Source organism: Bradyrhizobium sp. Ai1a-2, assembly GCF_000426245.1.
GTDB lineage: Bacteria > Pseudomonadota > Alphaproteobacteria > Rhizobiales > Xanthobacteraceae > Bradyrhizobium.
In genome coordinates this window covers 261,050-276,517 of record NZ_AUEZ01000002.1, presented here as the reverse complement: position 1 = coordinate 276,517, position 15,468 = coordinate 261,050, and the positions used below count along the sequence as shown (strand labels likewise).

At 65.5% G+C, this 15,468-nt stretch carries 12 protein-coding genes; all 12 read left to right on the top strand.

The window, feature by feature from the left end:
• The first annotated feature begins 8 nt into the window (after positions 1 to 8).
• The 12 genes from mraY (at position 9) to K288_RS0102670 (ending at position 15,457) form a co-directional block, all read left to right on the top strand.
• Positions 9 to 1,115 (top strand): phospho-N-acetylmuramoyl-pentapeptide-transferase, encoded by a 1,107-nt coding sequence (mraY, locus tag K288_RS0102725; RefSeq protein ID WP_027578202.1) that lies wholly within the window; start codon positions 9 to 11, stop codon positions 1,113 to 1,115.
• A complete protein-coding gene (gene murD / locus K288_RS0102720) occupies positions 1,112 to 2,512 on the top strand; it encodes a UDP-N-acetylmuramoyl-L-alanine--D-glutamate ligase (protein WP_027578201.1) in 1,401 nt (466 codons plus the stop codon). Before mraY ends, murD begins: the two co-directional genes overlap by 4 nt.
• An 86-nt stretch (positions 2,513 to 2,598) precedes the next feature.
• Positions 2,599 to 3,750 carry a putative lipid II flippase FtsW gene (gene ftsW / locus K288_RS0102715; RefSeq protein WP_027578200.1) on the top strand — a complete coding sequence of 384 codons (1,152 nt, stop codon included), beginning with the start codon at positions 2,599 to 2,601 and terminating at the stop codon, positions 3,748 to 3,750.
• A 115-nt stretch (positions 3,751 to 3,865) separates the two neighbouring features.
• Positions 3,866 to 4,969: an undecaprenyldiphospho-muramoylpentapeptide beta-N-acetylglucosaminyltransferase gene (gene murG, locus K288_RS0102710; protein ID WP_201449637.1), complete on the top strand. Its 1,104-nt coding sequence runs from the start codon at positions 3,866 to 3,868 to the stop codon at positions 4,967 to 4,969.
• 110 nt (positions 4,970 to 5,079) lie between these two features.
• Positions 5,080 to 6,483 (top strand): UDP-N-acetylmuramate--L-alanine ligase, encoded by a 1,404-nt coding sequence (gene murC / locus K288_RS0102705; RefSeq protein ID WP_027578198.1) that lies wholly within the window; start codon positions 5,080 to 5,082, stop codon positions 6,481 to 6,483.
• Positions 6,484 to 6,526: 43 nt separating this feature from the next.
• Positions 6,527 to 7,405, top strand: coding sequence for a UDP-N-acetylmuramate dehydrogenase (murB, locus tag K288_RS0102700; protein ID WP_051334316.1), 879 nt, complete (start codon positions 6,527 to 6,529; stop codon positions 7,403 to 7,405).
• Between the two features lie 58 nt (positions 7,406 to 7,463).
• Positions 7,464 to 8,450 carry a D-alanine--D-alanine ligase gene (locus tag K288_RS0102695; RefSeq protein WP_027578196.1) on the top strand — a complete coding sequence of 329 codons (987 nt, stop codon included), beginning with the start codon at positions 7,464 to 7,466 and terminating at the stop codon, positions 8,448 to 8,450.
• A 342-nt stretch (positions 8,451 to 8,792) separates the two neighbouring features.
• The gene (locus tag K288_RS0102690; protein ID WP_027578195.1) at positions 8,793 to 9,779 is read left to right on the top strand and encodes a cell division protein FtsQ/DivIB; all 987 of its coding nucleotides are present in this window, start codon (positions 8,793 to 8,795) and stop codon (positions 9,777 to 9,779) included.
• Positions 9,776 to 11,095: a cell division protein FtsA gene (ftsA, locus tag K288_RS0102685; protein WP_027578194.1), complete on the top strand. Its 1,320-nt coding sequence runs from the start codon at positions 9,776 to 9,778 to the stop codon at positions 11,093 to 11,095. The genes K288_RS0102690 and ftsA overlap by 4 nt, the downstream gene beginning before the upstream one ends.
• Positions 11,096 to 11,185: 90 nt before the next feature.
• Positions 11,186 to 12,976, top strand: coding sequence for a cell division protein FtsZ (ftsZ, locus tag K288_RS0102680; RefSeq protein ID WP_027578193.1), 1,791 nt, complete (start codon positions 11,186 to 11,188; stop codon positions 12,974 to 12,976).
• Between the two features lie 349 nt (positions 12,977 to 13,325).
• Positions 13,326 to 14,285 carry a UDP-3-O-acyl-N-acetylglucosamine deacetylase gene (lpxC, locus tag K288_RS0102675; protein ID WP_027578192.1) on the top strand — a complete coding sequence of 320 codons (960 nt, stop codon included), beginning with the start codon at positions 13,326 to 13,328 and terminating at the stop codon, positions 14,283 to 14,285.
• 341 nt (positions 14,286 to 14,626) lie between these two features.
• Positions 14,627 to 15,457, top strand: coding sequence for an outer membrane protein assembly factor BamD (locus K288_RS0102670; RefSeq protein ID WP_244443041.1), 831 nt, complete (start codon positions 14,627 to 14,629; stop codon positions 15,455 to 15,457).
• Positions 15,458 to 15,468: the final 11 nt, after the last annotated feature.

Sequence of the window (15,468 nt, the reverse complement as noted above, 5' to 3'; positions counted from 1 at the left end):
ATATATTAATGTTTTATTGGCTGATCGACCTTTCCAACACGGTGCCCGGCTTCGGGGTGTTCCGGGGAGCGCTCAACGTGTTCCGCTACATCACCTTCCGCACCGGCGGGGCGATGGTGACGGGCGCGCTGTTCGTGTTCCTGTTCGGGCCCTGGATCATCGATCATTTGCGGCTGCGCCAGGGCAAGGGCCAGCCGATCCGCACCGACGGCCCGCAATCGCACCTGATCACCAAGAAGGGCACGCCGACCATGGGCGGCCTGATGATCCTGTCCGGCGTGGTGGTGGCGACGCTGCTCTGGGCCAACCCGATCAATCCCTATGTCTGGATCGTGCTGGCGGTGACGCTGGGTTTCGGCTTCGTCGGCTTCTATGACGATTATCTGAAGGTCACCAAGCAGAGCCACAGCGGCTTTGCCGGCAAGCTGCGGCTTGCGATCGAGGCGATCATCGCGCTCGCCGCCTGCTACGCGCTGGTGCGGCTCGGCCGCGACGTGTCTTCGACCTCGCTTGCGATTCCCTTCTTCAAGGACATGGTGTTCAATTTCGGCTGGTTCTTCGTGATCTTCGGCGCCTTCGTCATGGTCGGCGCGGGCAACGCGGTGAACCTGACCGACGGCCTCGACGGTCTCGCCATTGTTCCGGTGATGATCGCGGCCGCCAGCTTCGGCATGATCTCCTATCTCACCGGCAACGCGGTGTTCTCCGACTATCTGCAGATCAACTACGTCGCCGGCACCGGCGAGCTCGCGGTGCTCTGCGGCGCCGTGCTGGGAGCGGGACTTGGATTCTTGTGGTTCAACGCGCCGCCGGCCTCGATCTTCATGGGCGACACCGGCTCGCTCGCCCTCGGCGGCATGCTGGGGGCAACTGCGGTCGCGGTGAAGCATGAGATCGTGCTGGCGGTGATCGGTGGTCTGTTCGTGCTGGAGGCGGTTTCGGTGATCGTGCAGGTGGCTTCCTTCAAGCTCACCGGAAAGCGCGTGTTCCGGATGGCGCCGCTGCACCACCATTTCGAGCAGAAAGGCTGGACCGAGCCGCAGATCGTGATCCGCTTCTGGATCATCTCCGTGATGCTGGCTCTCGCCGGCCTTTCCACGCTGAAGCTGCGATGATCCCAGTCACTTCTTTCGCGGGCAAGACGGTCGCCGTGTTCGGGCTCGGCGGTTCGGGGCTTGCGAGCTGCCAGGCGCTGAAGGCGGGCGGGGCGGAGGTAATCGCTGCCGACGACAATTCCGACAACGTCACCAAGGCCGCGCAGGCCGGCTTCGTCACCGCCGATCTGCGCTCGGTCTCATGGGCGAATTTCGCCGCGCTGATCCTGACCCCCGGCGCGCCGCTGACTCATCCGGCGCCGCATTGGAGCGTGCTGTTGGCACGCCAGGCCGGCGTCGAGGTGATCGGTGACGTCGAACTGTTCTGCCGCGAGCGACGGCGTCACGCGCCGCAAGCGCCGTTCGTCGCCATCACCGGCACCAACGGCAAGTCGACCACGACAGCGCTGATCGCGCATCTGATGAAGGTCGCCGGCTACGACACCCAGATGGGCGGCAATATCGGCACTGCGATCCTGTCGCTGGAGCCGCCGCGGATGGGGCGCGTGCATGTGATCGAGATGTCGTCCTACCAGATCGACCTCACGCCCTCGCTCGATCCGTCCGTCGGCATCCTGCTCAATGTCAGCGAGGACCACATCGATCGCCATGGCACGCTGGAGAATTATGCCGCGGTGAAGGAACGGCTGGTGGCGGGCGTGCAGCCGGGCGGCACCTCGATCGTCGGCGTCGACGACATCTTCTGCCGCAACATCGCCGATCGCCTCGATCGGTCAGGCAAGCGCGTGGTGCGGGTGTCCGTGAGGAACCCGCTGCCCGACGGCATCTATGTCGAACATGAGACCATCGTGCTTGCGTCTGGCGCTGCGCGCAGCGAGGTCGCGCGGCTGGGCGGCATCGGCTCGCTGCGCGGCCTGCACAATGCGCAGAACGCAGCATGCGCTGCGGCCTGCACGCTGGCGATGGGCATCCCGACGGATGTGCTGCAGAACGGCCTGCGCAGCTTCCCCGGCCTCGCGCACCGCATGGAGCAGGTCGGCCGCCGCGGCAACGTGCTGTTCGTCAACGACTCCAAGGGCACCAATGCGGATGCGGCGGCGCATGCGCTGTCCTCCTTCTCCGATATCTTCTGGATTGCCGGCGGCAAGCCGAAGGCCGGCGGCATCACCAGCCTGACCGGCTATTTCCCGCGCATCCGCAAAGCCTATCTGATCGGCGAGGCGGCGCAGGAATTTGCCGGCACGCTCGGCGACGCCGTGCCGCACGAGATCTCGCAGACACTGGATGTGGCAGTCGCCAACGCAGCGCGTGACGCGGAAGCCTCCGGGCTTGCGGATGCTGTCGTGCTGCTGTCGCCTGCCTGCGCCTCGTTCGACCAGTACCGCAATTTCGAAATCCGCGGCGCCGCCTTCCGCGACCTCGTGACAGCGCTGCCCGGCGTCAAGCCAGTGGTGTGACGCTTCAAAACTTCCGCAATCCATTAACCCTTCGGAAACCATCCTCGTCCACCAATGGTAGTTACCTCTGCCATCTGGGGACGCCCATGCTTGCCCGTGATCAACGCACCCCATTCTCCGACTGGTGGTGGACCATCGACAAGCCGCTGCTGGCTGCGATCATCGCGCTGATGTTCGGCGGTGTCATCCTGTCGCTGGCGGCGAGCCCGCCGGTCGCGACCCGGATCGGGCTCGACCCCTTCCATTTCTTCAGCCGGCACGTGCTGTTCCTGCTGCCGTCCTTCATCGTGCTGATCACGGTCTCCTTCCTGTCGCCGCGCCAGATCCGGCGCGCCGCGCTGGTGGTGTTTTTCGTCAGCGTCGCGCTGATCGTGATGACGCTGCTGATCGGCCCGGAGGTGAAGGGCTCGCGGCGCTGGATCACGCTGGTCGGCGTCAACATCCAGGCCTCCGAATCGGCAAAGCCGGCCTTCGTCATCCTCGCGGCCTGGCTGTTTGCGGAATCGACCAGGCGCCCCGAGATGCCGGCGACCTCGATGGCGCTGGCGCTGCTGTTGACGCTGGTCGCGCTGCTGGTGATGGAGCCCGATTTCGGCCAGACCATGCTGATCCTGATGGTGTGGGGCGCCCTGTTCTTCATCGCAGGAATGCGGATGATCTGGGTCGCGGGACTTGCGGGCGCCGCGGGCCTCGGCCTGTTCAGCGCCTATCTGTTCGTCCCGCACGTCGCCGGCCGCATCAAGCGCTTCATGAATCCGGCCTCGGGCGACACCTTCCAGGTCGACATGGCGATGGAGGCATTCTGGAACGGCGGCTGGTTCGGGCTCGGGCCGGGCGAGGGCATTGCAAAGCGCAGCCTGCCGGACAGCCACACCGACTTCGTCTTTGCGGTCGCCGCGGAAGAGTTCGGCATCATCCTCTGCCTTGCGCTGCTGGCGCTGTTCGCCTTCGTCGTGATCCGCACGCTTTCGCGCGCCTATGCGACCGAGGACATGTTCGCGCGCTTTGCGGCGTCGGGGCTTGCGATCCTGTTCGGCGTGCAGGCCGCGATCAACATGGCGGTCAATCTGCAATTGATCCCGGCCAAGGGTATGACGCTGCCGTTCATCTCCTATGGCGGCTCGTCGATCGTCTCGCTCGCCTACGGCGTCGGCATGATGCTGGCGCTGACCCGGCAGCGCCCGCGCACCGAGATCGAATCGACCAACGCGGCCAGTGCAGCGCCGAGCTATGCGTAGCTCATTCCGTTGTCATTGCGAGGCGCGAAGCGAAGCAATCCATCCATCCGAGCGCGCGGACGCATGGATTGCTTTGCTTCGCTCGCAATGACGAGCAGATGCCTGTAGAAGGCTCATCATGGAGAACGCACCCCTCATCCTGCTTGCGGCCGGCGGCACCGGCGGCCATTTGTTTCCCGCCGAAGCGCTCGGCGTGGAACTGAACAAGCGCGGCCTGCGTGTGCGGCTCGCGACCGACGCGCGCGCGCTGCGCTATAGCGGACTGTTCTCCAAGGAAAATATCGACGTGGTGCCGAGCGAGACGGTGCGCGGACGCAATCCGATCTCGCTCGCCCGCAGCGCGATCACGCTCGGCTACGGTATCGTGGTTGCCGTCAACCTGGTGCGCCGGCTGAAGCCGGCCGCAGTGGTCGGCTTCGGCGGCTATCCCACGGTGCCGCCGCTGCTCGCCGCACGCCTGCTTGGCGTACCCGGCATCATCCATGACGCCAACGCGGTGCTTGGCCGCGCCAATCGTTTCCTCTCCAGCCGCGTCAATGCGATCGCGACCTCGCTGCCCGGCGTGCTCGATCGCGATCCGGCGCTGGCCGGCAAGACCACCACCGTCGGCACGCCGATGCGGCCGGCGATCCTCACGGCTGCCGCGGTGCCGTTTGCCGCGCCCGATCCGAACGGGCCGCTGCATCTGCTCGTGGTCGGCGGCAGCCAGGGCGCGCGGGTGATGAGCGATATCGTGCCCGGCGCGATCGAAAAGCTCGAGCCGGCGCTGTGGAGCCGCCTGATCCTCACCCAGCAGGTGCGGGAGGAGGACATGGCGCGGGTGCGCGCGGTCTACGACCGGCTCAAGATCAATGTCGAGCTCGCGCCGTTCTTCACCGACTTGCCGGCAAGACTCGCCGCCAGCCATCTCGTGATCTCCCGCTCCGGCGCCGGCACCGTCGCCGAGCTCGCCGCGATCGGCCGGCCCTCGATCCTGGTGCCGCTGCCAGGCGCGATCGATCAGGACCAGTTCGCCAATGCCGGCGTGCTCTCGCAGGCCGGCGGCGCGTTGCGGATTGCGCAGGCGGAATTCACCCCGGATCGGCTGGCGGCCGAAATCTCCGCTTTCGCGGCCGAGCCTGAGAAATTGACGGCGATGGCGGCAGCCGCGCACGGCGTCGGCCGGCTCGATGCCGCCGAGCGACTCGCTGATCTGGTGGTGAAAGTGGCTGGAATTTAGGCGATTCTGCAGAAATTGCCCTTGTCATGCCCCGCGAAAGCGGGGCATCCAGTAACCTGCAGAGCCGATTTGAATCTCTCGGGCTGCGCAGAATATCGAAGGATTGTCCCATGAGACTGCCGCGCGAGATCGGACCTATCCACTTCATCGGGATCGGCGGCATCGGCATGAGCGGCATCGCCGAGGTGCTCAGCAATCTCGGCTACACCGTGCAGGGCTCTGACGCGTCCGAGAGCGGCAATGTCGCGCGGCTGCGCGACAAGGGAGTCAAGGTTTCGGTCGGCCACAAGGCCGAGAACATCAATGGCGCCGACGTCGTCGTGGTCTCGACCGCGATCAAGCGCGACAATCCGGAGCTGATGGCGGCGCGCGCGCACCGCATTCCGGTGGTGCGCCGTGCCGAGATGCTCGCCGAATTGATGCGGCTGAAGAGCTGCGTTGCGATCGCCGGCACCCATGGCAAGACCACGACCACCTCGATGGTCGCAGCTTTGCTCGATGCCGGCGATTTCGATCCGACCGTGATCAATGGCGGCATCATCAATGCCTACGGCACCAACGCACGGCTGGGCGCCGGCGACTGGATGGTGGTGGAGGCCGACGAAAGCGACGGCACGTTCCTCAAGCTGCCGACTGACGTCGCCATCGTCACCAATGTCGACCCCGAGCACCTCGACCACTTCAAGACCTTCGAAGCCGTGCAGGATGCGTTCCGCGCCTTCGTCGAGAACGTGCCGTTCTATGGCTTCGCCGTGATGTGCATCGACCATCCCGTGGTGCAGACGATCGTCGGCCGCATCGAGGACCGCCGCATCATCACCTATGGCGAAAATCCGCAGGCCGATGCGCGGCTGGTCGACCTGCAGCCGATTCCCGGCGGCTCGAAGTTCAAGGTCGCCTTCCGCAACCGCAAGACTAACGTAACGCACGAGATATCTGACATCGTGCTGCCGATGCCGGGCCGCCACAACGCGTTGAACGCCACCGCGGCGATCGCGGTTGCGCATGAGCTCGGCATTTCCGACGAAGCGATCCGCAAGGCGATCGCAGGCTTTGGCGGTGTGAAGCGGCGCTTCACCAGGACCGGAGAGTGGAACGGCGTCACCGTGATCGACGATTACGGCCACCATCCCGTCGAGATCGCCGCGGTCTTGAAGGCCGCGCGCGAGTCCTACAGCGGCAGGATCATCGCCGTGGTGCAGCCGCATCGTTTCACCCGCCTGCAGTCGCTGTTCGAGGAGTTCTGCACATGCTTCAACGATGCCGACGCGGTCGTCGTTGCCGAGGTCTATCCGGCAGGCGAGGCGCCGATCCCGGGCATCGACCGCGATCACTTCGTGCTCGGCCTGCGCGCGCACGGCCACCGCGATGTGATCCCGCTGCCGAATGCCGGCGAGCTTGCGAAGATCGTTCGCGGCCTTGCCAAGCCCGGCGATCTGGTTGTGTGCCTCGGCGCCGGCAACATCACGCAATGGGCTTACGCGCTGCCCGGCGAATTGAAGGCGTTGGACTAGCGTGGCCGGCTTCCCCGACATCACGCTGGAGCTGAAAGCCGCGATGCCGCAATTGCGTGGGCGGCTGCTCGGGAACCAGTCGCTGGCGGAATTGACCTGGTTTCGCGTCGGCGGACCGGCGCAGGTGCTGTTCACGCCGGCGGATGAGGACGATCTCGCTTATTTCCTGGCGCGCTTGCCGAAGGATTTGCCGGTCTATGTCGTCGGCGTCGGCTCGAACCTGATCGTGCGCGACGGCGGCATGCCGGGTGTCGTGATTCGCCTTGCGCCGCGTGCATTCGGCGAGACCAGGGCCGAAGGCGACCTCGTCAGCGCCGGCGCCGCCGCGCTCGACAAGCGCGTGGCCGAGACCGCGGCTACGGCAAATATCGGCGGCATGGAGTTCTTCTTCGGCATCCCCGGCACCGTCGGCGGCGCGCTGCGCATGAATGCGGGCGCCAATGGCGGCGAGACCAAGGACGTGCTGCTGGATGCCACCGGCATCGGCCGCGACGGCGCCAAACACGTATTCACCAATGCCGACATGAACTTCGTCTATCGGAGCAGCGGCGTCGATCCCTCGATCATCTTCACCTCCGCGCGTTTTCGCGGCAAGATCACCGCGGCCGAGGCGATCCGCGCGCGCATGAACGAGGTGCAGGCCCACCGCGAGACCGCACAGCCGATTCGCGAGAAGACCGGCGGCTCGACGTTCAAGAACCCGCCGGGCAGCAGCGCCTGGAAATTGATCGATGCCGCCGGCTGCCGCGGTTTGCGCGTCGGCGGCGCCCAGGTCTCGGAGATGCACTGCAATTTCCTGATCAACACCGGCGATGCCACCGGACACGATATCGAGACGCTCGGCGAAACCGTGCGGCAGCGGGTGAAAGAGACGTCGGGAATCGAGTTACACTGGGAAATCAAGCGGATCGGGATTCCCTAGTCGTTCCGGGTTCGCGCTGCGCGCGGCCCGGAATGACAAGAAGCGGCGGGCAACAGCGATGCGAACAACCATTCTCTTCGGCGGCAACAACAAGGAACGTCTCGTGTCGGTGGCGAGCGCGCAGGCGCTGCACCAAGCGCTGCCGGAGGCTGATCTCTGGTTCTGGGACGTGGCTGACAATGTCCATGTCGTGCAGTCCGAGCAGCTTCTCGAACATACGAGGCCGTTCCAGGACGAGTTCAGGCCCGGCACGCGCGGCATCCCGCTCGCGCAGGCGCTCGACCAGGCCGCCCGCGAGGATCGCGTGCTGGTGCTTGGCCTCCACGGTGGGAGCGCGGAGAACGGCGAATTGCAGGCGATGTGCGAGATGCGCGGCATCCCCTTCACCGGTTCGGGCTCGGCCTCCTCGCATCTCGCGTTCGACAAGGTCGCGGCGAAGCGATTCGCGACGATCGCCGGCGTGCCGGCGCCGAGCGGCATCGCTATCGACGATATCGACGCTGCCTTCGCCGAATACGGCAGGCTGATCGCCAAGCCGGCGCGCGACGGATCGAGCTACGGCCTGATCTTCGTCAATGCGAAGCAGGACATCGTCGCCGTCCGCAGCGCCGCCGCGACGGAGGAATATCTGATCGAGCCGTTCGTTGCAGGCGTGGAGGCAACGTGTGGCGTGCTGGAGCGGTCCGACGGCGCAATTGTCTCGCTGCCGCCGATCGAGATCGTGCCGGCGGAGGGCGCGTTCGACTACACCGCAAAATACCTGCTCAAATCGACGCAGGAGATCTGCCCCGGGCGCTTCTCAGCGGACATCAGTGCCGCGATCATGGACCTCGCGCTCCGCGCCCACCGGGCGTTGTCCTGCACCGGCTATTCCCGCACCGACTTCATCGTCTCCGCCAGGGGGCCGATCTATCTGGAGACCAATACGCTGCCGGGGCTGACCAAGGCCTCGCTCTATCCGAAGGCGCTCAAGGCGCAGGGCATCGAATTCGTCGATTTCCTGCACGAGCAGATCGAATTGGCGAAGCGACGCGCCCACAAATAGTTCCAGCGGACCTAAATGGGTTCCATCCCGAATCGGGAACCCCGGGATTGCTAAAATCCTAAGGTTTGCACGGCAAACTACGCACTTTGCTCATCAAAACGTGCGCTGCGTTAACCATTTTTACCTTTTGTTTACCAGGAAGTCCGAAGGTTAACGCCGGCGGCGCATGTGGCGCTTGGCTGCCGGGCGTGAGCTGTCGCGGGAACTTTCACTTCGACACGCGGAACGAGGGACAGGGGGCCTTTCTTACTGGCTTCGACACCCAGGCCGGCATCACCGAGACGTCGTATGCGCCAAGGATCCGCAAACGTGTTGCGGGCACAAGATTGACGAGCTCGTGCAATGGATGGTGCAGGCCGCCTCACTCGATCGCTGCGATCGCTGAGGCCCGAAGCTGACCTGAGGGCAGCCGCTATTGGAGCGGTGGTGCTGCTGCGCGAGTATTTTGCCCGCCGCCGCGCTCGCCGCGCCCCGCCGGTGATCGATCGCGATCCGCCGAGCCGCTTCATTCTTCTGATCGAGCGCTATTTGCCGCGCCGCATCGGTCTTGCCGCCACCGTCTTCATCCTGCTCGGCAGCGCCGGCCTCGGCATCGTCAAGGGCGGCCATGTCGACGAATTCGTTACCGGCCTTTCGGACGCGCGCAATGCGCTCGCCAACTCGGCGGGCTTCCGAATCACCACCGTGGTCATCAAAGGCCGCAAGCAGTTGAGCCAGGACGAGGTGCTCGGGATCGGCGGCGTCAACGGCCGGTCCTCGCTGCTGTTCCTGGATGCCGCGACCGTGCGCGACCGGCTGAAGGCCAACCCCTGGATCGCCGAAGCGACGATCCTGAAGCTCTATCCGGGCCAGCTCCAGATCGACATCGTCGAGCGCAAGGCTTTCGCGCTGTGGCAGCAGGACGGGCGCCTGTCCGTGATCGCGGAGGATGGCGCAGTGCTCGAGCCCTACGTGTCGCGCCGCTTCCTCACGTTGCCGCTCGTGGTCGGCAAGGGGGCCGAGACGAGGGCCAAGGACTTCCTGGCGCTGCTCGACCGCTATCCGCAGGTGCGCTCGGTGACCAAGGCCGCGATCTTCGTCGGCGAACGGCGCTGGAATTTGCGGCTCAAGGATGGGCTCGACATCCGCCTGCCCGAGAACGACGTCGGCAATGCGCTCGCCGCGCTCTCCAAGCTCGACAAGGAGGACCGGCTGTTCTCGCGCGACATCGTCGCCGTCGACATGCGCCTGCCTGACCGGCTGACGGTGCAACTGTCCGAGGACGCGGCAAAGGCGCGCGAAGAGCTGTTCAAGGACAAGAAGTCCAAGAAGAAGGGCGGTGACGCATGACCGTCCTCGATCGCAACCTGACGCCGAAGACGCGCCCGATGGCCCACAAGCGCACTGCGCTGGTGGCTTCGCTCGATATCGGCACCAGCAAGATCGCCTGCATGATCGCGCGGCTGAAGCCGTCGCCGCCGAGCGAGGCCCTGCGCGGCCGCACCCATGCGGTGGAATTGATCGGCTACAGCCAGATCCAGTCGCGCGGCGTGAAGGCCGGCGCGGTGGTCGATCTCGCCGAATGCGAAAAGGCGGTGCGCCATGCGGTGGCGCTGGCCGAGCGTATGGCCAAGGTCCGAGTCGAATCCGTGCTGCTGCCGGTCGCCGGCGGCCGGCCCGCGGGCCAGCTCGTCGAAGCTGCCGCCGACATTCGCGGCGGCTCGGTGACGGAAGCCGATATCAGCCGCGTCACCACGGCCGGGATGATCCACGCGACCGCCCACGGGCGCACGGTGCTGCATGCGCTGCCGGTCGGCTACGCGCTCGACGGCGTCAAGGGCATCCGCGATCCCCGTGGCATGGTGGCGCGCCAGTTCGGTGTCGACATGAACGTCGTCACGGCCGACGCCACCGTCGCCAAGAACCTGATGCTGGTCGTTGAGCGTTGCCACCTCAATGTCGAGGCGATGGCGGCGAGCCCCTATGTCGCCGGCCTCTCGGTGCTCACCGACGACGAAGCCGATCTCGGCGCCGCCGTGGTCGAGATGGGCGCCGGCTCGACCACGATCGCGACCTATTCAGGTGGACGCTTCGTGCATGCGTCGGGATTTGCGCTCGGCGGGCAACACATCACGATGGATCTTGCGCGCGGCATCGGCGCGTGCATTGCGGATGCCGAGCGAATCAAGACTCTCTACGGCACCGTGCTGACCGGCGGCTCGGATGCGCGCGAGCTGATGTCGGTCCCGACCGCCGGCGACGAACGCGAGACGCCGCAGATCGTCTCCCGCGCCACGATTGCGAACATCGTCCGGCATCGAGCCGAGGAGATTTTTGAGATGGTCCGGGACCGGCTCAAGGCTTCCCCGTTTGCGGCGGAGCCGAGGGCGCGGGTCGTGCTGAGCGGTGGCGCCTCGCAGCTCACCGGCATGGTCGAACTCGCCACCCGCATTCTCAATCGGCCGGTGCGGATCGGCCGTCCTCTCGGCTTTGGCCGTCTGCCCAACGAGGCCAAGGGGCCGTCGTTCGCGGTGCCCACCGGGCTGCTGGTCTATCCGCAATACGCTCACCTTGAACATGTCGAACCGCGGCACACGCGGCAGCTCAAGACAGGGACTGACGGTTATTTCGGAAAGGTCGGACGATGGCTTCGCGAGGGCTTCTGATGACCACTCTTAAGGCCCACAGGATTTTCACCAGCTCCCGCGGCCGCTGGCCGGGGCCAACCTACGCGCGCGCGTAATCGAGAGGCAACCATGACACTCAATCTGACCCCTCCTGACATCAGCGAGCTGAAACCGCGGATCACCGTCTTCGGCGTCGGTGGCGCTGGCGGCAATGCTGTCAACAACATGATCACCGCCGGGCTGCAGGGCGTCGATTTCGTCGTCGCCAATACGGACGCGCAGGCGCTGACCATGTCGAAGGCGCAGCGCATCGTCCAGATGGGCACGCAGGTGACCCAGGGCCTCGGCGCCGGTTCGCAGCCGGATGTCGGCGCAGCCGCCGCGCAGGAGGTCATCGACGAGCTCCGTGACCACCTCACCGGCGCCAACATGGTGTTCGTCACCGCCGGCATGGGCGGCGGCACCGGCACCGGCGCTGCTCCGGTGATCGCCAAGACCGCGCGCGAGATGGGCATCCTCACCGTCGGCGTGGTGACCAAGCCGTTCCACTTCGAAGGCCAGCGCCGCATGCGCACCGCCGAGAACGGCATTGCCGAGCTGCACAAGGTGGTCGACACGCTGCTGATCATCCCGAACCAGAACCTGTTCCGGGTCGCCAACGAGAAGACCACCTTCGCCGACGCTTTTGCGATGGCCGACCAGGTGCTCTACTCGGGTGTTGCCTGCATCACCGACCTGATGGTCAAGGAAGGCCTGATCAACCTCGACTTCGCCGATGTTCGCGCCGTGATGCGCGAGATGGGCAAGGCGATGATGGGCACGGGCGAGGCGACCGGTGAGAAGCGCGCGCTCACCGCCGCCGAGGCCGCGATCGCCAATCCGCTGATCGACGACTCCTCGATGAAGGGTGCCAGGGGCCTGCTGATCTCGATCACCGGCGGCAAGGATCTCACCTTGTTCGAAGTCGACGAGGCTGCCACCCGCATCCGCGAGGAAGTCGATCCCGACGCCAACATCATCGTCGGCGCCACCTTCGACGAGACGCTCGACGGCATCATCCGCGTCTCGGTGGTTGCGACCGGCATCGAGCAGGCCGCGATCGCCCGCAACGCCGCCGCCGCGGCTCCCGCTGCGCCGGCCGGCAATGGTTCGCCCGAGAGCCGGCTCGCCGATCTGACCGCGCGGCTGCGCGCTGACAACCAGCGCCTGGCCGAACGCGCCCACAAGCTGGAAGCCGGCGCCGGCGCTCCAATGGCTGCGCCCGCCGCGCCGGCGCCTGCCGCGCCGCCACAGCTGCGCCAGCAGGGCAGCGTCGAGCGTGCCGCGCTCGCCGCCATCGCCGCCGCCGTCTCGCCGGAACAGCAGGCCGCGCCGATGCAGCCGGCCTCCTATGGCGATGTCACCGTCCGCCCGATCGCGCAGAAACCGACCCTGTTCCCCGATCCGGAAGCGACCAGGGCCGAGGTCCATGAGCCGGCGACGCCGGAAACCTACATCCCGCCGACCGCCGAGCGGCCGCCGGTGCGCACGCCGCGGATGCCGAAGTTCGAGGACCTGCCAATGCCGGCCCAGGCCGAGATTCGCCAGGCCCGCGGCGAGGCGGCGGAGGAACATCCGCAGAAGACCCGGCTGTCGCTCCTGCAGCGACTCGCCAATGTCGGCCTCGGCCGCCGGGACGAGGAGAGCGAGCCGCCGGTCGCGGCCCGTGCCTCCGGTCCGGCCATGCCGCCGCTGCCGGAGCGCAAGCCGCAGCGTAGCGTGGCGCAGCAGATGGCAGCCCATGAGCCAGTGTCGGAGTACGCCAAGCGTCCGGCGCCGCAAGGTTTGGATGCCCATGGACGCCCGGCACCTGTTGCGCCAACGCCACAGGGAGACGACCATCTTGATATCCCGGCCTTCCTGCGCCGCCAGGCTAACTGAGATTTGTTACAATCCTGACCAGCCAAAGAGCCTCGGCGGAACCCGCCGGGGCTCTTTCCTTTAACCGTCATCGCAGTCGCAGCCCGATCAACAAGCAACTGAAATTAAATGATTAATCGGGTATTCCATGGTTTGGTCATGGCGCCGGGAGGGTGTCCCGTCGCTTCGCAATTTGGTTAAGCGTTGGCGCGATTGCGGCGGAGATGGGGTAACAATCGGTAAAGAAGCGTGAGTTGTACGCTTTCGGGCAGTGACTATGGTCGGTCCAACTTTGGGGATGCCTAAGCGAGTCGGTTGGGGAAGTAAGGCCCTCTCGTCTAGGTTACGTCGGGTAGCGGGCGCATATCGGATGAAATTAAGCCGTCAAACAACGCTTCGGTCGCAAGCCACCGTGACTGGCGTCGGCGTTCACTCCGGCCAACCGGTCAGCCTTACTATTGGACCTGCGCCTGTTGATGCCGGCTACATTTTTATCCGGACTGGCCTCGACGGCGCCGACCGCGAAGTTCGGGCGACCGCCGAGGCCGTGATCGCCACCGAGTTCGCCACCGTTCTGGGCGATCGCGAGGGGCCGCTGGTATCGACCGCGGAACACGTGCTCGCTGCGCTGCGCGGCATGGGTGTCGACAACGCCACCATCGAAATCGACGGTCCGGAAGTGCCGATCATGGACGGCAGCGCTGCGGCCTTTGTCGCTGCGGTGGATCAGGCCGGCATCGTCACCCAATCCGCCGCCCGCCGGGTTCTCCAGGTGCTGAAGCCGGTACAGGTCGCGATCGGCGACTGCTTTGGTGAGTTCCGTCCCTTTGCAGGTGGCTTCCGCGCCGAAGTCGAGATCGACTTCTCCAATCCCTTGATCGGCCGCCAGAGCTACTGTTTCGATCTCTCCGCCGAGAACTTCCGCCGCGAGATTTCCCGTGCCCGCACCTTCGGTTGCATGAACGACGTGGCGCGGCTGTGGAGCGCAGGTTTCGCGCTGGGCGCCTCCTTCGAGAACTCGGTGGTATTCGACGAGACCCGCCTGCTCAATGCCGAAGGCCTGCGATTCCGCGATGAATGCGTCCGCCACAAGGTGCTGGACGTGGTCGGCGATCTCGCGCTGGCCGGACTGCCGATCCTCGGGGCCTATCGCTCGGTTCGCGGCGGCCACAAGCTGAACCACGCAGCGCTGACCGCGCTGCTTTCCGATCGCAGCGCCTGGCGTGTGGTCGAATCGGAAACCGCGCGCCGTTCCCGCACCGTTGCCGAGGTCGGGAGTGCCACCGTCGGCGGCATGATCGCCCCGGCCTACGGCCCGGACGTCTCCTAGAAGCGCTTTCCGTTGGCATTCTCTAGTGGGCGATGCGTTTTGGTTGAATCGGTCCGTCCACGCGTTCCGTAGTAACCACAGCCAACAACGACGATCCCTGGATCGCCTTAATCCGGGCGGAATGGCTCCGTATTCGATTGGTCCAAGGTCGTTTTTCGGCTAGACAGGCCTGCGGTTGCACGGGGCAGCACAGGCACGGGGAAAATTTCCGTCCATGGCCTCGTTCGTGGCCAGATCGCCATCAACTGCTTTCAAGGCGCCGGGTTCTCACATTCATGCCGTTATCGCGTAGCTCGCACGAATCATGCACCCCGTTGGCCGGTCGCGCCGGATGGGCGTCATTGTTGCGGCTGGCCGCGGGCCTGATCGTGCTGGCGCTGCCGTTGGGCGGCTGCGGCACCGGTCCGCTGTGGGACAAGTTCCTGGCCAAGGACGACACCTTTAACGAGGAGCCCGCGGACAAGCTCTACAATGAGGGCTTGTACCTGATGAACCAGCGCAAGGATCCTCGTGCGGCCTCGAAGAAGTTCGAGGAAGTGGACCGTCAGCATCCCTATTCGGATTGGGCGCGCAAATCGCTCCTGATGTCGGCCTATTCCTCCTACCAGCAAGGCGACTACGATACCTGCATCGGGTCGGCGACACGTTACGTCACCTTGCATCCCGGCAGTCCGGACGCGGCCTACGCGCAATACCTGATCGCGGCCTCGCATTACGATCAGATCCCGGACATCACCCGCGACCAGACCCGCACCGAGAAGGCCATAGCTTCGCTGGAAGAGGTGATTCGCAAATATCCGACCTCGGAATACGCGACCTCCGCCAAGGCCAAGCTCGAAGGCGCGCGCGACCAACTCGCCGGCCGCGAGATGAATGTCGGCCGCTACTATATGGAGCGACGCGACTTCACTGCCGCGATCAACCGCTTCAAGACCGTGGTCACGCAGTATCAGACCACGCGCCATGTCGAGGAAGCCCTGGCGCGACTGGCCGAGGCCTATATGGCGATCGGCATCCCGAGCGAGGCGCAGACCGCAGCCGCCGTGCTCGGGCATAATTTTCCTGACAGCCGCTGGTACAAGGACGCCTATAATCTAGTAAGGTCTGGCGGTCTCGAACCAAGCGAGAATCAGGGCTCCTGGATCAGCAGGACCTTCAAGAAGATCTTATAGGCCAGGAATAG